This window comes from Salmonella sp. HY31 (genome assembly GCF_042604575.1).
GTDB lineage: Bacteria > Pseudomonadota > Gammaproteobacteria > Enterobacterales > Enterobacteriaceae > Salmonella > Salmonella diarizonae.
Window position 1 is genome coordinate 4,107,477 of the sequence record NZ_CP170479.1, and the last position, 19,159, is coordinate 4,126,635.

At 53.3% G+C, this 19,159-nt stretch carries 21 protein-coding genes; 11 read left to right on the forward strand and 10 right to left on the reverse strand.

What is annotated here, in order from left to right; all coding sequences use genetic code 11:
• Window positions 1-3: 3 nt before the first annotated feature.
• From ACE15A_RS19555 to tkt, 3 genes are all read right to left on the reverse strand, one after another.
• Complete coding sequence (locus ACE15A_RS19555) at window positions 4-1,383, reverse strand: PTS mannitol transporter subunit IICB (RefSeq protein WP_023247121.1); 1,380 nt, start codon at window positions 1,381-1,383, stop codon at window positions 4-6.
• Between the two features lie 27 nt (window positions 1,384-1,410).
• Window positions 1,411-1,854, reverse strand: a complete 444-nt coding sequence (gene cmtB, locus ACE15A_RS19560) for a PTS mannitol transporter subunit IIA (protein ID WP_023247120.1) — start codon at window positions 1,852-1,854, stop codon at window positions 1,411-1,413.
• A gap of 316 nt (window positions 1,855-2,170) precedes the next feature.
• Window positions 2,171-4,162: a transketolase gene (gene tkt / locus ACE15A_RS19565; protein WP_053508141.1), complete on the reverse strand. Its 1,992-nt coding sequence runs from the start codon at window positions 4,160-4,162 to the stop codon at window positions 2,171-2,173.
• A gap of 275 nt (window positions 4,163-4,437) precedes the next feature.
• Here tkt and ACE15A_RS19570 point away from each other — a divergent pair, with 275 nt between their 5' ends.
• The gene (locus ACE15A_RS19570) at window positions 4,438-5,196 is read left to right on the forward strand and encodes a M48 family metallopeptidase (RefSeq protein ID WP_023247118.1); all 759 of its coding nucleotides are present in this window, start codon (window positions 4,438-4,440) and stop codon (window positions 5,194-5,196) included.
• Between the two features lie 88 nt (window positions 5,197-5,284).
• On the opposite strand, the gene speB is transcribed toward ACE15A_RS19570, so the two are convergent.
• The 4 genes from speB to ACE15A_RS19590 all read right to left on the reverse strand — a co-directional run bounded on the left by speB (window position 5,285) and on the right by ACE15A_RS19590 (window position 8,785).
• On the reverse strand, window positions 5,285-6,205 hold the full coding sequence (speB, locus tag ACE15A_RS19575; protein ID WP_000105550.1) for an agmatinase: 921 nt from the start codon (window positions 6,203-6,205) through the stop codon (window positions 5,285-5,287).
• 227 nt (window positions 6,206-6,432) lie between these two features.
• The gene (gene speA, locus ACE15A_RS19580; protein ID WP_053508142.1) at window positions 6,433-8,409 is read right to left on the reverse strand and encodes a biosynthetic arginine decarboxylase; all 1,977 of its coding nucleotides are present in this window, start codon (window positions 8,407-8,409) and stop codon (window positions 6,433-6,435) included.
• Between the two features lie 8 nt (window positions 8,410-8,417).
• Window positions 8,418-8,549, reverse strand: coding sequence for an acid stress response protein YqgB (gene yqgB / locus ACE15A_RS19585; RefSeq protein ID WP_023247116.1), 132 nt, complete (start codon window positions 8,547-8,549; stop codon window positions 8,418-8,420).
• 86 nt (window positions 8,550-8,635) lie between these two features.
• On the reverse strand, window positions 8,636-8,785 hold the full coding sequence (locus tag ACE15A_RS19590; protein ID WP_001751809.1) for a hypothetical protein: 150 nt from the start codon (window positions 8,783-8,785) through the stop codon (window positions 8,636-8,638).
• Between the two features lie 98 nt (window positions 8,786-8,883).
• Here ACE15A_RS19590 and ACE15A_RS19595 point away from each other — a divergent pair, with 98 nt between their 5' ends.
• Window positions 8,884-9,051, forward strand: coding sequence for a hypothetical protein (locus ACE15A_RS19595; RefSeq protein WP_063390815.1), 168 nt, complete (start codon window positions 8,884-8,886; stop codon window positions 9,049-9,051).
• 148 nt (window positions 9,052-9,199) lie between these two features.
• Window positions 9,200-10,354, forward strand: coding sequence for a methionine adenosyltransferase (metK, locus tag ACE15A_RS19600; RefSeq protein ID WP_001062140.1), 1,155 nt, complete (start codon window positions 9,200-9,202; stop codon window positions 10,352-10,354).
• Window positions 10,355-10,381: 27 nt separating this feature from the next.
• Here the strand turns inward: metK and ACE15A_RS19605 are convergent, their stop codons facing one another.
• Window positions 10,382-10,549 carry a hypothetical protein gene (locus tag ACE15A_RS19605; RefSeq protein ID WP_154707535.1) on the reverse strand — a complete coding sequence of 56 codons (168 nt, stop codon included), beginning with the start codon at window positions 10,547-10,549 and terminating at the stop codon, window positions 10,382-10,384.
• 297 nt (window positions 10,550-10,846) lie between these two features.
• Between ACE15A_RS19605 and galP the strand changes: the two genes are divergently transcribed.
• The 7 genes from galP to ruvX all read left to right on the forward strand — a co-directional run bounded on the left by galP (window position 10,847) and on the right by ruvX (window position 16,588).
• On the forward strand, window positions 10,847-12,241 hold the full coding sequence (gene galP, locus ACE15A_RS19610) for a galactose/proton symporter (RefSeq protein ID WP_023247114.1): 1,395 nt from the start codon (window positions 10,847-10,849) through the stop codon (window positions 12,239-12,241).
• A gap of 78 nt (window positions 12,242-12,319) precedes the next feature.
• Entirely contained in the window at window positions 12,320-12,817 is a 498-nt protein-coding gene (locus ACE15A_RS19615) for a SprT family zinc-dependent metalloprotease (protein WP_053508144.1), read from the forward strand.
• Between the two features lie 94 nt (window positions 12,818-12,911).
• Entirely contained in the window at window positions 12,912-13,619 is a 708-nt protein-coding gene (endA, locus tag ACE15A_RS19620; protein ID WP_023247112.1) for a deoxyribonuclease I, read from the forward strand.
• Between the two features lie 75 nt (window positions 13,620-13,694).
• Window positions 13,695-14,426: a 16S rRNA (uracil(1498)-N(3))-methyltransferase gene (gene rsmE / locus ACE15A_RS19625; RefSeq protein WP_023247111.1), complete on the forward strand. Its 732-nt coding sequence runs from the start codon at window positions 13,695-13,697 to the stop codon at window positions 14,424-14,426.
• Between the two features lie 19 nt (window positions 14,427-14,445).
• Complete coding sequence (gene gshB, locus ACE15A_RS19630; protein ID WP_053508145.1) at window positions 14,446-15,393, forward strand: glutathione synthase; 948 nt, start codon at window positions 14,446-14,448, stop codon at window positions 15,391-15,393.
• A 215-nt stretch (window positions 15,394-15,608) separates the two neighbouring features.
• Window positions 15,609-16,172 carry a YqgE/AlgH family protein gene (locus ACE15A_RS19635; protein WP_053508147.1) on the forward strand — a complete coding sequence of 188 codons (564 nt, stop codon included), beginning with the start codon at window positions 15,609-15,611 and terminating at the stop codon, window positions 16,170-16,172.
• Window positions 16,172-16,588 (forward strand): Holliday junction resolvase RuvX, encoded by a 417-nt coding sequence (ruvX, locus tag ACE15A_RS19640; RefSeq protein ID WP_023247108.1) that lies wholly within the window; start codon window positions 16,172-16,174, stop codon window positions 16,586-16,588. The genes ACE15A_RS19635 and ruvX overlap by 1 nt, the downstream gene beginning before the upstream one ends.
• 47 nt (window positions 16,589-16,635) lie before the next feature.
• Here the strand turns inward: ruvX and ACE15A_RS19645 are convergent, their stop codons facing one another.
• A complete protein-coding gene (locus ACE15A_RS19645) occupies window positions 16,636-17,322 on the reverse strand; it encodes an IclR family transcriptional regulator (RefSeq protein ID WP_023247107.1) in 687 nt (228 codons plus the stop codon).
• Window positions 17,323-17,453: 131 nt separating this feature from the next.
• Window positions 17,454-18,434, reverse strand: coding sequence for a type IV pilus twitching motility protein PilT (locus ACE15A_RS19650; RefSeq protein WP_023247106.1), 981 nt, complete (start codon window positions 18,432-18,434; stop codon window positions 17,454-17,456).
• A 17-nt stretch (window positions 18,435-18,451) separates the two neighbouring features.
• Here ACE15A_RS19650 and ACE15A_RS19655 point away from each other — a divergent pair, with 17 nt between their 5' ends.
• Window positions 18,452-19,156, forward strand: a complete 705-nt coding sequence (locus ACE15A_RS19655) for a YggS family pyridoxal phosphate-dependent enzyme (RefSeq protein ID WP_023247105.1) — start codon at window positions 18,452-18,454, stop codon at window positions 19,154-19,156.
• Window positions 19,157-19,159 lie beyond the last annotated feature (3 nt).

Sequence of the window (19,159 nt, forward strand, 5' to 3'; positions counted from 1 at the left end):
ATATTAATTCGATGTCAAATGGTTAAATAAATCATCAAGGCGCGGATCGCCAATATAGTTCTTAATAAGTATTAAGGGCTTATTGCTGACTCGCTTAACACGTCCTTCAAGGCTGGCATGGGTAACAATAATATCGGCATCATCCGGTACATTTTCGATAGCGTAATGTTTAACGTCGATAGTCAGGCCCGCCTTTTCCAGACGTCGGCGGAACGTTGTCGCGCCCATTGCGCTGGAGCCCATCCCCGCATCGCAGACAAAGGCGATGCGTTTCACGTCGCGATATGAAAATTTGCCTTCCTGCTTCATGACTTTCACCGCTTTAGCGGAATCGCTAAAAGTATCTTCGCTGTCGGCTTCGCTACTTTTTTCCATTTTCAAAATGAAAGCGGTGATAATAAAGGTCACTGCCGTTCCCGCCGTTACGCCAGCAATCGTAGCGAGGAAAGAACCTTTCGGCGTCAGCGCCAGATAGGCGAAAATTGAACCCGGGCTTGGCCCTGCCACCAGGCCGCCATCCAGCAGGTTAAACACCCATGTTCCGCTCATCCCGCCAGCAATCATGGCGATGAGTGTTAATGGCTTCATCAGCACGTAGGGAAAATAGAGCTCATGAATCCCGCCGAGGAAATGAATAATCATGGCGCCAGGCGCAGATTTCTTTGCCATTCCTTTGCCGAATAGCGTAAAGGCAAGCAGCAAACCTAAGCCAGGCCCCGGATTAGAGGCCACCATAAAGAAAATAGATTTTCCGGTTTCCGACGCCTGTTGCATTCCCAGCGGATAATAAACGCCCTGATCAATAGCATTGTTCAAAAAGAGGATTTTTGCCGGTTCATTGATTAAGGACAACAGCGGCAGATAGCCCGCATGTACCAACGATTCAATACACTCCTTCACAAAGTTATTGGCAATGAGTACCGCCGGACCAATCACTTCAAAACCCAGCAGACACAAAATCATCCCGGCGATACCCAGCGAGAAGTTATTAATCACCATCTCAAAACCGGCGGGAATCCGCTTCTCCAGCAACCTATCAATATGTTTAATGACCAGACCGCCGAGAGGCCCCATAATCATTGAGCCAAGAAACATGGGGATATCAGCGCCGATAATAACGCCAATGGTGCCAATTCCTCCCATCACGGCGCCACGTTTTCCGCCTACCAGATGTCCACCGGTAGAACCAATCATTACCGGCAGTAAATAGGTAATCATCGGACCGACAATTTTGGCGAAATGCTCATTTGGCATCCACCCGGTCGGAATAAATAATGCAGTAATAAAACCCCAGGCAATAAAAGCGCCGATATTGGGAATGACCATCGCGGTCAAAAAGCCCCCAAAAGCCTGGACCTTTGCACGAGCAGACTTGTGTTCCATAATAATATCCTGTAAAGGAGAGAATAATTATGCGCGAGCTATAATATCCGCCAGCTCTTTTTCTGATTTCGCAGCTAATAACGCCGCTAAAATATCCTCTTCACATAATAGTTCGCTTAACGCCTGAATAGCACCAATATGTGAATCTGAATCTGCTGCTGACAGGCCGATTAATAATTTTATGCCGTCATCCTCGTCGGTAAACTGTACATCCTGCCTGAGCAATGTTAATGACATCCCGGTTTTTAACGCGCCGCATTCGGGGCGAGCATGAGGCATCGCGACACCGGGCGCCAGAATATAGTAAGGACCATTACTGATTGTTGAATCTTTGATAGCCTGAATATAATTTGAATTTATATAACGATTAGCCAAAAGCGATGACATGGAAAAATCAACAGCTTCCTGCCAATTTTGTGCCGATGGTCTTATTGTAATAGATGCTTCAGGAAAATAATCTATTAACCGCATAAGCTCTCCTTATTTTATTTTTAGGGTACAACCTGTCGTTAAAAATAAAATACGCGGGCGGCAAAATGAAATCAATCCAGGCGAAAAAGCGAGCACTTAAAGTGATAAGATTATAATCCACCTATAAAACAATTAGTTAAAACAATAAAAATAAAAAGCAATCTTCATTTTGTGATATTAATTACAAATACAATAAATAACATAATATAAAAATTGTGACAAAAATCACAAATAAAAACTTGTTAGCGAAAAATAAATGTATCTACCGATAAAAAAACGGGTCGCCGAAGCGACCCGTTTTATGCCGTATTAAGGATTACAGCAGTGCTTTCGCTTTGGCGATCACGTTGTCCACAGTGAAGCCAAACTCTTCAAACAACAGCTCTGCCGGGGCGGATTCACCGAAGGTAGTCATACCGACAATAGCGCCGTTCAGGCCGACGTATTTGAACCAGTAGTCAGCGATACCCGCTTCAATAGCCACACGCGCAGAGACCGCCTTCGGCAGCACGGATTCACGGTAAGCCGCATCCTGCTTGTCAAATGCGTCGGTGGACGGCATAGAAACCACGCGCGCCTTCACGCCTTCGGCAGTCAGTTTTTCGTAAGCGGCAACCGCCAGTTCAACTTCTGAACCGGTCGCAATGAAGATAATCTGCGGTTGGCCCGCACAATCTTTCAGTACGTAGCCGCCGCGGGCGATATTCGCCAACTGTTCTTCAGTACGTTCCTGCTGCGCCAGGTTCTGACGGGAGAGGATCAGCGCGGTTGGACCGTCCTGACGCTCTACGCCATATTTCCACGCCACCGCAGATTCCACCTGGTCGCACGGGCGCCATGTGGACATGTTCGGCGTTACGCGCAGGCTTGCCACCTGCTCGACCGGCTGGTGCGTCGGGCCATCTTCACCCAGACCGATGGAGTCGTGGGTGTAAACCATCACCTGACGTTGTTTCATCAACGCCGCCATACGCACCGCGTTACGGGCATATTCGACGAACATCAGGAAGGTCGAGGTGTACGGCAGGAAACCGCCGTGCAGGGCGATACCGTTAGCGATAGCGGTCATACCGAATTCGCGCACGCCGTAGTGAATGTAGTTACCCGCCGCGTCTTCATTGATAGCCTTAGAACCGGACCACAGGGTCAGGTTAGAGGGCGCCAGGTCTGCGGAGCCGCCGAGGAATTCCGGCAACAGCGGACCAAAGGCTTCGATGGCATTCTGGGACGCTTTACGGCTGGCGATTTTCGCCGGGTTAGACTGCAGTTTAGCGATGAACTCGTTCGCTTTCGCATCGAAGTTAGCCGGCATGTCGCCTTTCATACGACGGGTGAATTCAGCAGCTTCCTGCGGGAAGGCTTTCGCATAAGCAGCGAATTTCTCATTCCAGGCCGACTCTTTCGCCTGGCCGGCTTCTTTCGCATCCCACTGGGCGTAGATTTCAGACGGGATTTCGAACGGCGCGTATTTCCAGCCCAACTGTTCGCGGGTCAGTGCGATTTCCGCGTCGCCCAGCGGCGCACCGTGGGAATCGTGGGTACCCTGTTTGTTCGGCGAACCGAAACCGATAATGGTTTTACACATCAGCAAGGACGGTTTGTCAGTCACGGCGCGAGCTTCTTCCGTGGCGCGTTTAATGGCGTCTGCATCATGACCGTCAACGCCACGGATAACGTGCCAGCCATAGGCTTCAAAACGTTTCGCGGTGTCATCGGTGAACCAGCCTTCAACGTGACCATCGATGGAGATACCGTTGTCATCATAGAACGCAATCAGTTTGCCCAGCTTCAGAGTACCGGCCAGTGAGCACACTTCGTGAGAAATGCCTTCCATCATGCAGCCGTCGCCCATAAAGACGTAGGTGAAGTGGTCAACGATGTCGTGGCCAGGACGGTTAAACTGCGCCGCCAAAGTTTTCTCGGCAATCGCCATCCCGACGGCGTTGGCAATACCCTGACCCAGCGGACCAGTGGTGGTTTCAACACCCGCGGTGTAGCCCACTTCCGGGTGACCCGGCGTTTTGGAATGTAGCTGACGGAAATTCTGCAGCTCGGACATCGGCAGATCATAGCCGGTGAGGTGCAGCAGGCTGTAAATCAGCATGGAGCCGTGGCCGTTGGACAGCACGAAGCGGTCGCGGTCGGCCCAGGACGGGTTGGTCGGGTTGTGGTTCAGGAAATCACGCCACAGGACTTCGGCAATGTCAGCCATACCCATCGGGGCGCCGGGGTGACCGGACTTGGCTTTCTGTACTGCGTCCATGCTCAGCGCACGAATAGCATTGGCAAGCTCTTTACGTGAGGACATTTTGACTCCAGATCGGATGTTGAAAGGCCATGCCCGTAACGACTTGACGACAGCGCGTTTTGGGCTACGCCAGAAAATTTGCCAACAATTTACCCCAAGCCGCGCGTCATGTACATGGAACATCCTTTTACCGCTTCAGAAATCTCCGGATCGTGCTCGCATGTTACCCAATTAGCTAACTTGCCTGCCGAGCTTTTCTTTATACTTAACCCAGGCGCTAATTCATCTGCAACCGGCGCATTTCAAAACAATATTGATTCGTATGGAAGAGAAAAATGAAAATTCGCGCTTCACTGTTTGCTTTGGGCATGGCGACGGCACTGACTGGCTGCCAGAATATGGACTCCAATGGACTGCTTTCCTCGGGCGCTGAAGCTTTTCAGGCCTATACGTTAAGCGATGCGCAGGTAAAAGCGCTGAGCGATCAATCCTGTAAAGAACTCGACAGCAAAGCGAAAATCGCGCCAGCGAGCAGCGAATACGCCAAACGACTGGCAAAAATCGCCGCCGCTCTGGGGGATAACATTAACGGCCAGCCGGTGAACTACAAGGTTTACGAGACGAAAGACGTCAACGCATTTGCCATGGCGAACGGCTGTATCCGCGTCTACAGCGGGCTAATGGATATGATGACCGATAACGAAGTTGAAGCAGTGATCGGCCATGAGATGGGCCATGTCGCGCTGGGTCATGTAAAGAAAGGGATGCAGGTCGCGCTGGGTACTAACGCGGTGCGCGTCGCGGCGGCATCGGCAGGAGGGGTTGTCGGCAGCCTGTCGCAATCACAGCTTGGCGATCTTGGCGAAAAACTGGTGAACTCGCAGTTCTCCCAGCGTCAGGAGTCCGAAGCGGATGATTATTCTTACGATCTGTTGCGCAAACGCGGTATCAGTCCGGCAGGACTCGCCACCAGCTTTGAGAAACTGGCAAAACTGGAAGCGGGCCGTCAAAGCTCGATGTTCGACGATCATCCGGCATCCGCCGCGCGTGCGCAGCATGTGCGCGATCGCATGAGCGCGGACGGGATCAAATAATCCCTGAACAGTGCCGGATGGCGGCGTGAACGCCTTATCTGGCCAACACGCAGGCCCGGTAAGCGTCACACCGCCGGGCAATGCGCGATTACTCGCCCTTCTTCGCCGCCTGGATATAGAGCATTTCTAATGCCAGCGTCGCGGCCGCCAGAGCGGTGATCTCCGACTGATCGTAAGCCGGCGCGACTTCTACCACATCCATACCGACAATGTTCAGATCTTTCAGACCGCGTACCAGTTTAATGGCACGATCGGAGGTCAAACCGCCGATCACTGGCGTACCGGTACCAGGCGCAAACGCCGGGTCCAGACAGTCGATATCAAAGGTCAGATAGACCGGCATATCGCCGACGATCTGTTTCACCTGAGCGAGGATATCATCCACGCCGCGATCGTTGACCTGACAAGCATCCAGTACGGTAAAGCCATTGTCTTTGTCAAACTCGGTGCGAATACCGATCTGCACCGAATGATGCGGATCGATCAGGCCTTCTTTCGGCGCGGTGTAGAACATCGTGCCGTGATCGAATTCGCAGCCGTTAGCGTAGGTATCGGTATGCGCGTCAAAATGTACCAGCGCCATTTTGCCAAAATGTTTGGCGTGGGCGCGCAGCAGCGGCAGCGTGACAAAGTGGTCGCCGCCGAAAGAGAGCATACGCTTACCCGCAGACAGCAGTTTTTCGGCGTGCGCCTGTAATTTTTCACTCATTTCACGGGCATCGCCAAACGCATACACCAGATCGCCGCAGTCCACGACATTCAGGCGCTCACGCATGTCAAAATTCCACGGGAAACGGTGATGTTCCCAGGCGAGATTGGTCGATACCTGACGGATCGCCGCCGGGCCATGACGACCGCCAGCGCGACCGGACGTTGCCATATCAAACGGTACGCCGGTGATCACCCAGTCGGCATCGCTGTCATACGGCTGAAAGTTCATTGGCAGACGTAAAAAACCAAACGCATTAGAAACCAGTGAGTTATCGTACTGATGACCTAAAGTGCTCATGTCCTGACCTCTTTTAGAGTCGTTGCATTAAAACAGATGAAAAAAATCCCCTCCGCGTCGTTAAACCCGACGAGGAAGGGATTGATTTGTAAATCGCTATTGCGGCGAATTATCGCCGTTAATTCATACGGGTTCAAGTGAGTATAGCATTCTGCCGGGTGGCAGCTTTACCTTATCCAGCCTGCACTCGTAGGCCCGGTAAGCGCAGCGCCACCGGGCATCAACGGCTACTCGTCTTCCAGGTAAGTATACCCGTACAGTCCCGCTTCAAATTCTTCGAGGAACTGTTGCTGCAACGCATCGTCCAGATCCGTCTGTTTTACCTGGTCGCGGAAATGCGTTAACAGAGTTTTCGGGTCCAGTTGCACATATTGCAGCATATCCGCAACGGTATCGCCTTCGTCAGACAGCTCAACCTCGACGTTACCGTCCGGGAAGACAAACACGTCAACCGCTTCAGTATCGCCAAACAGGTTGTGCATGTTACCGAGGATCTCCTGATAGGCACCAACCATAAAGAAGCCGAGCATCGGCGGATTCTCTGGATCGTATTCCGGCATCGGCATCGTCGTGGCGATACCGTCGCCATCGATATAGTGGTCGATAGCGCCATCGGAATCACAAGTAATATCCAGCAACACAGCACGACGTTCCGGTACCTGATCTAATCCTTCCAGCGGCAGCACCGGGAAGAGTTGATCGATCCCCCACGCGTCCGGCATTGACTGGAACAGCGAGAAGTTGACGTACATTTTGTCCGCCATTCGCTCTTGCAGTTCGTCGATAATCGGACGATGCGCACGGTTTTGCGGGTCCAGTTGCTTCTGCACCTCATGGCACATACTGAGGTAAAGTTGTTCCGCCCAGGCGCGCTCCTGCAAACTAAACGCGCCGGAAGAGTAGCCAATATGAATATCGTGCAAATCCATTTGGCTGTCATGCAGCCACTCACGCAGCGAGCGGCGGGTGCCAGGCTTATGCATCTCCTGCCAGGTTTCCCACAGATTTTGTAGCGCGCGCGGCGCATCTTCAGCAGGGGCAGTCGGTTCCGTGTATTCGTTACGCTCCACGCCGATAATGTTAGACACCAGTACAGTATGGTGCGCGGTGACGGCGCGGCCAGACTCGGTAATCACCGTCGGATGCGGTAAACCATGCTCTTCGCAGGCATCGCCAATCGCCCAGATGATGTTATTGGCATATTCGTTCAGGCCATAGTTCACCGAACAGTCGGACTGCGAGCGGGTACCTTCATAATCCACACCCAGACCGCCGCCCACGTCGAAGCACTGGATATTAACGCCCAGCTTATGCAGCTCAACATAGAAACGGGCGGACTCGCGCACGCCGGTCGCGATATCGCGAATGTTCGCCATTTGCGACCCAAGGTGAAAGTGCAACAGTTGCAGACTGTCCAGACGCCCGGCGTCGCGCAGGGTCTCTACCAGTTGCAGCACCTGCGTCGCCGCCAGGCCGAATTTTGATTTTTCGCCGCCGGAGGATTGCCACTTACCGGACCCCTGAGAGGCCAGACGCGCACGCACGCCCAGACGAGGAACCACGCTCAGCCGCTCGGCTTCTTCCAGCACAATAGCGATTTCAGACATCTTTTCGATGACCAGATAAACCTTATGGCCCATCTTCTCGCCAATCAGCGCCAGCCGAATGTATTCACGGTCTTTATAACCATTACAGACGATCACGCTACGGGTCATGCCGGCATGCGCCAGCACCGCCATCAATTCAGCTTTCGACCCCGCCTCCAGCCCCAACGGTTCACCGGAATGGATAAGGGATTCAATCACGCGGCGATGCTGATTGACCTTAATCGGGTAAACGAGGAAGTAGTCGCCATTATAACCGTACGATTCACGCGCACGCTTAAACGCCGCGTTAATCGAACGCAAACGGTGTTGCAGGATCTGCGGGAAGCAGAACAGTGCCGGCAGACGCTGACCTTGCGCTTCGCGCGCTTTCACCAGTTTGGCAAGATCGACACGCGCTTCCGGTACGTCGGGATCAGGGCACACGCTGATGTGGCCCAGCTCGTTGACGTCGTAGTAGTTATTGCCCCACCAGGCAATATTGTAAGTGCGCAGCATCTTGCTGGCTTCCTGGGAGCTCATTGCAACCTCCTGCATGGAGCGTAGTACACCCTGTTCGCCTGCTGACGAAGGCGAACCCATAGAAATGTCGTCAGACATAGCGAACCTCAAATTTTATTAGCAAGTGTAAAACAGTTGACTACTATCGCAATCCGAAGACGCGATAACAACCCATAAACAAGCGGATTTTCCAGCAGATAGTGCTGATGCTCCGCCTGCGCGACCGGTTTCTTTTTCATATCATTGTAAAACACGTAACCGAACTCACAGATAACGGTTCGGCGAAACCACGAGAAAACTCTTGCGTTAACAAGAGAGCCCTTGTTCAGTCTTCAGCGCCATTGCCGGCTCTGGAGTCCTGAGAAGCGCCGAGATGGGTATAACATCGGCAGGTATGCAAAGCAGAGATGCAGATTGCGGGGGACATGCGCGCACCAGAACGATGCGACAGATTCAGCAGAATACAACGGTTCATTATCTCGTATCACCTCCACGGCCGCCTCGTAAGACGAACCCACAAGCCAAAGCAACGTTTTAACCCGGCTGGAAGTGGCGACACGAAGAAAACGTCGTGTGCTTTTGTATGAGCCGCGCGTCGCGTTTTATACCCAGAACGCAGAAAAAAAGCAAAGCATAAATGCGCATAATGTCAGCATCGTCAGAAACGTTTACCGCCTGATTTTGACCGACGATGCGACGGCCTTCAAAAAAAGCTGGAAATTGGGCGAAGAAGTGACCTAAAATAGCCGTCCAGATGTTAATCCATCCATACTGATTAACACTCAGACTGCCAGTGTCAGTGACCTTCAGACTCATGGTAGAAGCTTCTACCCTGACTATTCCGCACAACAGTTTGAGCTAACTAAATTCTCCTTAGGTGAAATTAAATATGGCAAAACACCTTTTTACGTCTGAGTCCGTATCAGAAGGGCATCCTGACAAAATCGCTGACCAAATCTCTGATGCCGTGTTAGACGCCATCCTGCAACAGGATCCGAAAGCACGCGTCGCCTGTGAAACCTACGTCAAAACCGGCATGGTTTTAGTTGGCGGAGAGATCACCACCAGCGCCTGGGTCGATATCGAAGAGATCACCCGTAATACGGTGCGCGAAATTGGCTATGTGCATTCCGACATGGGCTTTGACGCCAACTCTTGCGCGGTACTGAGCGCAATTGGCAAACAGTCTCCGGATATCAACCAGGGCGTTGACCGCGCAGACCCATTGGAACAAGGCGCGGGCGACCAGGGCCTGATGTTTGGCTACGCGACGAATGAAACCGACGTACTGATGCCTGCGCCAATCACCTACGCGCACCGTCTGGTACAGCGTCAGGCTGAAGTGCGTAAAAATGGCACTCTGCCATGGCTACGTCCGGATGCAAAAAGCCAGGTCACTTTCCAGTATGACGATGGCAAAATCGTCGGTATCGACGCCGTGGTTCTCTCTACGCAGCACGCAGAAGATATCGACCAGAAATCGCTGCAAGAAGCGGTGATGGAAGAGATCATCAAACCCATTCTGCCGTCTGAATGGTTAAATACGTCTACTAAGTTCTTTATCAACCCAACCGGTCGTTTTGTTATCGGCGGCCCAATGGGCGACTGCGGCCTGACCGGTCGTAAGATCATCGTTGATACCTACGGCGGTATGGCGCGTCACGGCGGCGGCGCCTTCTCCGGTAAAGATCCGTCGAAAGTTGACCGTTCTGCAGCTTACGCTGCGCGTTATGTCGCGAAAAACATCGTGGCGGCAGGTCTGGCGGATCGCTGTGAAATTCAGGTCTCCTACGCTATCGGCGTAGCGGAGCCGACGTCCATCATGGTGGAAACGTTCGGAACCGAAAAAGTGCCTGCTGAACAGTTGATTCTGCTGGTGCGCGAATTCTTCGATCTGCGCCCGTACGGTTTGATTCAGATGCTGGATCTGCTGCACCCGATCTACAAAGAAACCGCGGCTTACGGCCACTTCGGTCGCGAAAACTTCCCGTGGGAGAAAACCGACAAAGCGCAACTGCTGCGCGATGCTGCCGGTCTGAAATAATCGCCCGCACCTGACGGTGTTTTTCAGTCAGGTAAACCATGCCGTGCTTATAAAGGCCAGCGCCATGCTGGCCTTTATCATTGCTGATAAACGCAGCGCTATCAGATGCTCCAGAGTGTATTTACACTGACCTTTTTGTGATGCACAGCACAATCCGCTCTCCCCTTTCGTTTCTTCGACTACACTTTTCATCATTCCGTTTCAGCAACAATGAAAGCGATTACATTCATTTTCATTAAGAACTGACAATGTCACTATCGGTGTGCTTATCCTGAGATGAAAATGTTACATTGTTTTTCAGCCTTGTCTGAATACCAGGCGATTGATATGGTTATAAGATTATTAAAACTATTATTTTTCAGATAATTAAATAATCACAGTGATAAATAGTAGTGTAAACGATTACACCATTGTGATTGCCCTCACATATTTTTACGGCGTACTCACCTACTCTTAACATCGATAAAATTGCTAACCCAATCGGAGGGCATAATGCCTGACAATAAAAAACAAGGGCGTTCCAACAAGGCCATGACATTTTTTGTCTGCTTTCTTGCAGCCCTGGCAGGATTACTTTTTGGCCTGGATATCGGCGTTATCGCCGGTGCTTTACCCTTCATTACCGACGAGTTCCAGATTACCGCACACACTCAGGAATGGGTGGTCAGCTCCATGATGTTTGGCGCGGCCGTCGGCGCTGTCGGCAGCGGCTGGCTCTCCTTTAGGCTGGGTCGTAAAAAAAGCCTGATGATCGGCGCTATCCTGTTCGTTGCCGGTTCACTGTTCTCCGCTGCGGCACCTAACGTTGAAGTCCTGATTATTTCTCGCGTGCTGCTGGGTCTGGCCGTTGGCGTCGCTTCCTACACTGCGCCGTTGTACCTGTCTGAGATCGCGCCGGAGAAAATTCGCGGCAGTATGATCTCAATGTACCAACTCATGATCACCATCGGGATTCTGGGCGCTTATCTGTCCGATACCGCATTCAGCTACAGCGGCGCATGGCGCTGGATGCTCGGCGTGATCATCATCCCGGCCATTCTGCTGTTGATCGGCGTCTTCTTCCTGCCGGACAGCCCGCGCTGGTTTGCGGCGAAACGCCGCTTCCATGATGCTGAACGCGTCCTGTTGCGCCTGCGTGATACCAGTGCGGAAGCAAAACGTGAGCTCGATGAAATTCGCGAAAGTTTGCAGGTTAAACAGAGCGGTTGGGCGCTGTTCAAAGAAAACAGTAACTTCCGCCGCGCCGTATTTCTTGGTGTTCTGTTGCAGGTAATGCAGCAGTTTACCGGGATGAACGTCATCATGTATTACGCGCCAAAAATCTTCGAACTGGCGGGATACACCAACACAACGGAGCAGATGTGGGGCACCGTTATCGTTGGTCTGACTAACGTCCTGGCAACCTTTATCGCTATCGGTCTGGTTGACCGCTGGGGTCGCAAGCCTACTCTGACGCTGGGCTTCCTGGTCATGGCGATTGGTATGGGGATTCTGGGTACGATGATGCACATCGGCATCCATTCGCCGTCTGCGCAATACTTCGCTATCGCTATGCTGCTGATGTTCATCATTGGATTTGCGATGAGCGCCGGTCCGCTGATTTGGGTACTGTGCTCCGAAATCCAGCCGCTGAAAGGCCGTGATTTCGGCATCACCTGCTCCACCGCGACCAACTGGATCGCCAATATGATCGTCGGCGCAACTTTCCTGACCATGCTGAACAATCTGGGTAACGCCAACACCTTCTGGGTCTACGCAGGCCTGAACGTACTGTTTATCCTGCTGACCCTGTGGCTGGTGCCGGAAACCAAACACGTTTCGCTGGAACACATTGAACGTAACCTGATGAAAGGTCGTAAACTGCGCGAAATCGGCGCCCACGACTAACTTCCACACACTTCCTCCCGCCACGGGAGGAAGTGTTTTTCTTGCAGTCCCTCTCTCCTCGAACTATTCTCTGCCGCTATGAAAACCCCTCGTCTCCCTATCGCTATTCAGCAGGCTGTGATGCGTCGTCTGCGGGAAAATCTCGCCCAGGCTAACCTCAAGCTCGATAGACATTATCCGGAGCCGAAACTGGTGTATACGCAACGCGGCACCTCGGCGGGTACCGCCTGGCTCGAGAGCTACGAAATCCGCCTCAATCCGGTGTTGCTGATAGAAAACGCTGACACCTTTATCGCAGAGGTCGTGCCGCATGAACTGGCGCATCTGCTGGTGTGGAAGCACTTCGGACGCAAGGCCCCGCATGGCAAGGAGTGGAAGTGGATGATGGAAAGCGTGCTGGGCGTTCCGGCCAGACGCACTCATCAATTTGAACTGCAATCCGTACGGCGCACTACCTTTCCTTACCATTGCCAATGCCAGCAACATCAACTTACCGTCCGCCGCCATAACCGCGTGGTACGCGGCGAAGCGGTTTATCGTTGCATTCGCTGCGGCGAACCGCTGGTCGCCGGGTAGTTTCCGAAACGTTTGGGAACTTTCCCGAGCGAACTGATTGCATACAGGTACAACTTTCGTTACGTTGCGGGCTCGTTTTGCTATGGAGTGTGCGATGTACCGTAATTTTTCTTTTGCCGCTGTGTTGCTGGCAGCGGCGTTTTCAGGCCATGCACTGGCCGACGGCATTACCAGTTTCTCTCAGGCCAAAGCGGCGAGCGTCAAAGTTAATGCCGACGCGCCCGGCAGCTTTTACTGCGGGTGCCAAATCCGCTGGCAGGGTAAAAAAGGCGTCGTAGACCTGGCGTCCTGCGGCTATAAGGTGCGTAAAAACGAGAATCGCGCCAGACGAATTGAGTGGGAGCACGTTGTCCCCGCCTGGCAATTCGGCCATCAGCGCCAGTGCTGGCAGGATGGCGGGCGAAAAAACTGCGCTAAAGACCCGGTCTATCGCAAAATAGAAAGCGATATGCATAACCTGCAACCCGCGATTGGCGAAGTGAACGGCGATCGCGGCAACTTTATGTATAGCCAGTGGAACGGCGGCGAAGGCCAGTACGGGCAGTGCACCATGAAAGTGGATTTTAAAGCAAAAATCGCCGAGCCGCCCGCCCGCACCCGCGGCGCAATCGCCCGCACCTATTTTTATATGCGCGACCAATACCAACTGAAACTTTCCCGTCAACAAACGCAGCTTTTTAACGTCTGGGATAAGCAGTACCCCGTTACCGCCTGGGAGTGCGAACGCGATGCGCGTATCGCGAAGGTGCAGGGCAATCATAATCCCTATGTGCAACGCGCTTGCCAGGCGCAAAAGAGCTAACCTACACTAGCGGGACTCTTGTTAACCCATGCCCTGGATATCCAAACGCCGGGGCCATGACGCGGATTTTTTATTATGCGTATTCCCCGCATTTATCACCCAGAATTGTTAACGTCCGGTACGCAAATTTCGTTATGCGAAGATGCGGCCAACCATATTGGTCGTGTACTGCGCATGGGGCCGGGACAAGCTTTACACTTGTTTGACGGCAGCAATCAGGTCTTCGATGCTGAAATCATTAGCGCCAGTAAGAAAAGCGTTGAAGTGCAAGTGATGAAAGGCGAAATCGACGATCGTGAATCGCCGCTGCATATCCATCTGGGCCAGGTGATGTCGCGCGGTGAAAAAATGGAATTTACTATCCAGAAATCGATCGAACTGGGTGTAAGCCTCATTACGCCACTGTTCTCTGAGCGCTGCGGCGTTAAACTGGACAGTGAACGTCTGAACAAAAAGCGCCAGCAGTGGCAAAAGATCGCCATCGCCGCCTGCGAACAATGCGGGCGTAATCGGGTGCCGGAAATTCGCCCGCCGATGGCGCTGGAAACCTGGTGCGCCGAGCAAGATTCTGGGCTGAAGCTCAATCTTCATCCGCGCGCCCATGCCAGCATCAACACCCTGCCGCTGCCGGTTGAACGTGTCCGACTGCTGATCGGCCCGGAAGGCGGGCTGTCGGCGGACGAAATCGCGATGACCGCGCGCTATCAGTTTACTGATATTCTGTTAGGACCTCGCGTTCTGCGTACTGAGACAACTGCGCTCACCGCCATTACCGCGCTACAGGTGCGTTTTGGCGACTTAGGATGAAGCGTTAACGGAGAAAATAATGATCAAGCTCGGCATCGTGATGGACCCCATCGCAAACATCAACATCAAGAAAGACACCAGTTTCGCTATGCTGCTGGAAGCCCAACGTCGTGGTTATGAACTTCATTATATGGAGATGGCCGACCTGTATCTGATTAACGGCGAAGCGCGCGCCCGCACGCGAATGTTGAGCGTGGAGCAAAACTACGATAAATGGTATGAATTGAATGACGAGCAGGACCTGCCGCTGGCCGATCTGGACGTCATTTTGATGCGCAAAGATCCGCCGTTTGATACCGAGTTTATTTACGCGACCTATATTCTGGAACGCGCCGAAGAGAAAGGCACGCTGATCGTCAACAAACCGCAGAGCCTGCGCGACTGTAATGAAAAACTGTATACCGCCTGGTTTTCCGATCTGACGCCGGAAACTCTGGTAACGCGCAATAAAGCGCAGCTCAAAGCATTTTGGGAAAAGCACGGCGATATCATTATGAAACCGCTGGACGGTATGGGCGGCGCGTCCATTTTCCGCGTTAAGGAAGGCGATCCTAACATGGGCGTTATTGCCGAAACGCTGACCGAGCTGGGCAACCGCTACTGTATGGCGCAAAACTATCTGCCCGCGATCAAAGAGGGCGATAAGCGCGTACTGGTCATCGACGGCGAGCCGGTGCCTTACTGCCTGGCGCGTATTCCGCAGGGCGGCGAAACCCGCGGAAACCTGGCGGCTGGCGGTCGCGGCGAACCCCGTCCGTTGAGCGAAAGCGACTGGGAAATCGCCCGCCGCGTTGGGCCGACGCTTAAAGCCAAAGGGCTTATTTTCGTCGGTCTGGATATTATCGGCGACCGCTTAACGGAAATTAACGTGACCAGCCCAACCTGCGTGCGTGAAATTGAAGCGGAATACCCGATCTCTATCACCGGGATGTTGATGGACGCCATTGAAGCGCGCCTGGCGAAGTAAAACGATTATTGCCCGGTGGCGTGCGCTTACCGGGCCTGCGCAATCACGCAGCCCAGATCGGATAAGGCGCGTCAGCGTAGCCATCCGGCAATCTATTGCCCAATAAGGCGCAGCCGCCCTTCGGCAAAAGACGGCTTATATGAGTGACAACCGTCCGCTTTCCCCACATACTGAACGCTGTCGCTTTTTTGAACCAGGAAACAGAACCTCTGACAATGAATTTACAGCATCACTTTCTTATTGCCATGCCTGCGCTCCAGGACCCGATTTTCCGCCGTTCCGTGGTGTATGTTTGCGAGCACAACCAGGACGGCGCTATGGGGATTATTGTTAATAAACCTTTGGAAAACCTGAAAATTGAAGGGATTCTGGAAAAACTGAAAATTACGCCGGAACCGCGCGATCCGGCGATGCGCCTTGATAAAGCCGTGATGCTGGGTGGCCCGCTGGCGGAAGATCGTGGGTTTATTCTGCATACTCCGCCGTCACGTTTCGCATCCAGTATTCGTATCTCAGACAATACCGTGATTACCACCTCCCGCGATGTGCTGGAAACGTTAGGTACGCAACAGCAGCCTTCCGATGTGCTGGTCGCGCTGGGCTACGCCTCCTGGGATAAAGGCCAGCTTGAGCAGGAACTGCTTGATAACGCCTGGCTTACCGCGCCTGCCGATCTCAATATTTTATTCAAAACCCCCATTGCCGAGCGCTGGCGCGAAGCGGCGAAACTTATTGGCATTGATATTCTTACCATGCCTGGCGTTGCGGGGCATGCCTGATGAGCGGCACCTTACTGGCCTTTGACTTCGGCACAAAAAGTATCGGCGTTGCAATAGGACAACGCATTACCGGCACCGCCCGTCCGCTTCCGGCACTCAAAGCACAGGATGGCACGCCTGACTGGACGCTCATTGAACGTTTGCTGAAAGAGTGGCAGCCGGACGAAATTATTGTCGGACTACCGCTCAATATGGATGGCACTGAACAACTGCTGACGGCGCGAGCACGTAAATTCGCCAACCGTATTCATGGGCGTTTCGGGGTAACTGTCACGCTTCACGATGAACGACTCAGCACCGTTGAAGCGCGCTCCGGTCTGTTTGAACAAGGTGGGTATCGCGCCCTGAACAAGGGCAAAGTGGACTCGGCGTCCGCCGTGATTATCCTCGAAAGCTATTTTGAACAGGGGTATTAAAGCCGTTTTTGTCAGCAGGCCGGATAATGCGGTCACGGTTGCCGGGCCTACTGGGCAATAAGCTGGTTTAATGCCTTAAGCGTCTGTAAACGCGCCGCCGCCTCCGCCTCATCAATCCGCCACATTCCCGCAAAGGCCAGCGCTGCGGCGTGTCTGCCCAGCGGTTGCGCCATAGAAACTTCACCGTCAGCGTGATGCCACAGCACGTATCCCCGCTGGCGCTGCTGTGCCACATGCGGCGCCAGATTACGCCACTGCTCCGGAGTAAAGCGCTGCATTAGCGCCTCATCGCTTTCCGCCGCCAGTAACGCCATCCCTGGTACCGACTGCCACGCCGGATACATGCGAAACCCCGCCAGCGCCTGACTTACCTGCGAACCCGGCGTAGAGTGATAAATATAGATAATCTGGTCTTCCCATAGCACGCCTAACGCTACCACGATGTCTTTGGGCGCATGTCGCTCAAGGATGGGGAACGCATGAGAAAACAGCGCTGAACCGCGAATCGCCTGCGCCGCCAAAGCGTGAATACCTGGCCCGGGTACATAGCGTCGGTGCTCATCCTGCATCGTGAGTCCAATAGAAGCCATCGTCATTAACAGGCGATTAACGCGCGTGGTATTTATATCCATCAAGCGGGCAAGTTCGCGACATCCGATAGCACGGTCGCTGGAGACCAGATATTGCAGACAGCGAATGCCATCTATCAGGCTTTGATTCGGTTGTGATGACATCGTTAAATGGCTTCGCTGTGGTCTTAACAAAGCTGCGATTTTAACGCCGGTTCGCCAGGATACAAGCCTGCACGCCGTTCTATCCACCGCGCCAGCCAACACTTTACAAAACCAGTACGCAACCATGCTCGCTACAGCCGTCCCTGCGCCTGACGCCATTGCGCGCTCTGGGCGAACGTCATCATCCCCTGCTGCTGCCCGGTTTGTATCACGTGGGCCAACTGATGGAGTTTACCTTCTCGGATCAAATTCCCTGTGGCTGGCGTATTAATCAGTAATTCAAACAACGCCACGCGCCCATCCTGCCTGTCAGGCTCCAGTTTTTGCGATAGTACGGCGCGCAGGCTGCCCGCCAGTTGGCCACGTACCGGTTCTTTTTCCTGCGCCGGAAAACTATCCACCAATCTTTCCACCGCCTGCGCCGCGCCGCGAGTATGCAGGGTTGCCAGTACCAGATGTCCCGTTTCCGCCGCTGTCAGCGCCAGGCGAATGGTTTCGCTGTCACGCAACTCTCCCAGCAAAATGACATCGGGATCTTCACGCAACGCCGCGCGCAGCCCGGCGGCGAAAGTGGCGCAATGCTGGTTGATCTCCCGCTGCTGTATCAGGCAACGCTTGCTGGCGTAACGGTACTCAATAGGATCTTCCAGCGTCAGAATATGTTTATCGGCATGTTGATTAAGATACCCCACCATCGCCGCCAGCGTGGTGGATTTCCCGCTGCCAGTGGCGCCAGTGACCAGAATCAGTCCGTTCTCACTGGCAAGCAGTGCTGGTACTATCGGCGGCGTCTGGATTTCCGCCAGATCAGGACAACGCTCGGGCAAGAGCCGTAGCGCCAGCGACGTTCCCTGTTGATGTGTGAACGCACTGGCGCGCAGGCGCCGCGTACCGGCCAGCGAAACGGCGAAATCAAGCTGGCCGTGCGTTCGCCACTGATATTGTTGCGCGTCATTAAGCCAATCAAGCAGAAGCCTGTCGACATCAGGCGCAGTAAAAGGCGCGATCTCCATCCGTCCTTGTTTGCGCCATCGCGCAGGCCAGGCGTTACACAGGTGTAGATCCGAGACGTTATGCTTTACACTAAGCGTCACAATTTCTTCCATATTCATATAAACATCCTCGGAAAATGAACGATATCGCGCATAACCTGGCACACATCCGGGACAAAATCTCCGCCGCAGCGACGCGTTGCGGCCGCTCTTCAGAAGAAGTTACGTTGCTTGCAGTGAGTAAAACCAAACCTGCGAGCGACATCGCAGAAGCCATTGCCGCCGGACAACGGGCATTTGGTGAAAATTATGTACAAGAGGGGGTGGAAAAAATCCGCCACTTTCAGGAAGCGAAAGTGGAAGGCCTGCACTGGCACTTTATTGGCCCTTTACAGTCCAACAAGAGTCGTCTGGTGGCCGAGCATTTCGACTGGTGTCATACCATCGATCGCTTGCGTATCGCCTCGCGTCTGAGCGAACAGCGTCCGGATAATCTGCCGCCGCTAAATGTTCTGATCCAGATTAATATCAGCGATGAAAACAGCAAGTCAGGCATTCCGCTGGCGGAACTGGATGAGCTGGCCGCTGCGGTGGCTGCATTGCCGCGTCTGCGGCTTCGCGGACTGATGGCGATCCCGGCGCCAGAGTCAGATTATGTAAGGCAGTTTGAAGTCGCACGTCAAATGGCTGTAGCATTTGCCGGGCTGAAAGCGCGCTACTCTGACGTTGATACCTTATCTCTGGGTATGAGCGACGATATGGAGGCCGCGATTGCGGCAGGTAGCACAATGGTGCGCATCGGCACCGCTATCTTTGGTGCTCGTGATTACACAAAAAATTAAGGA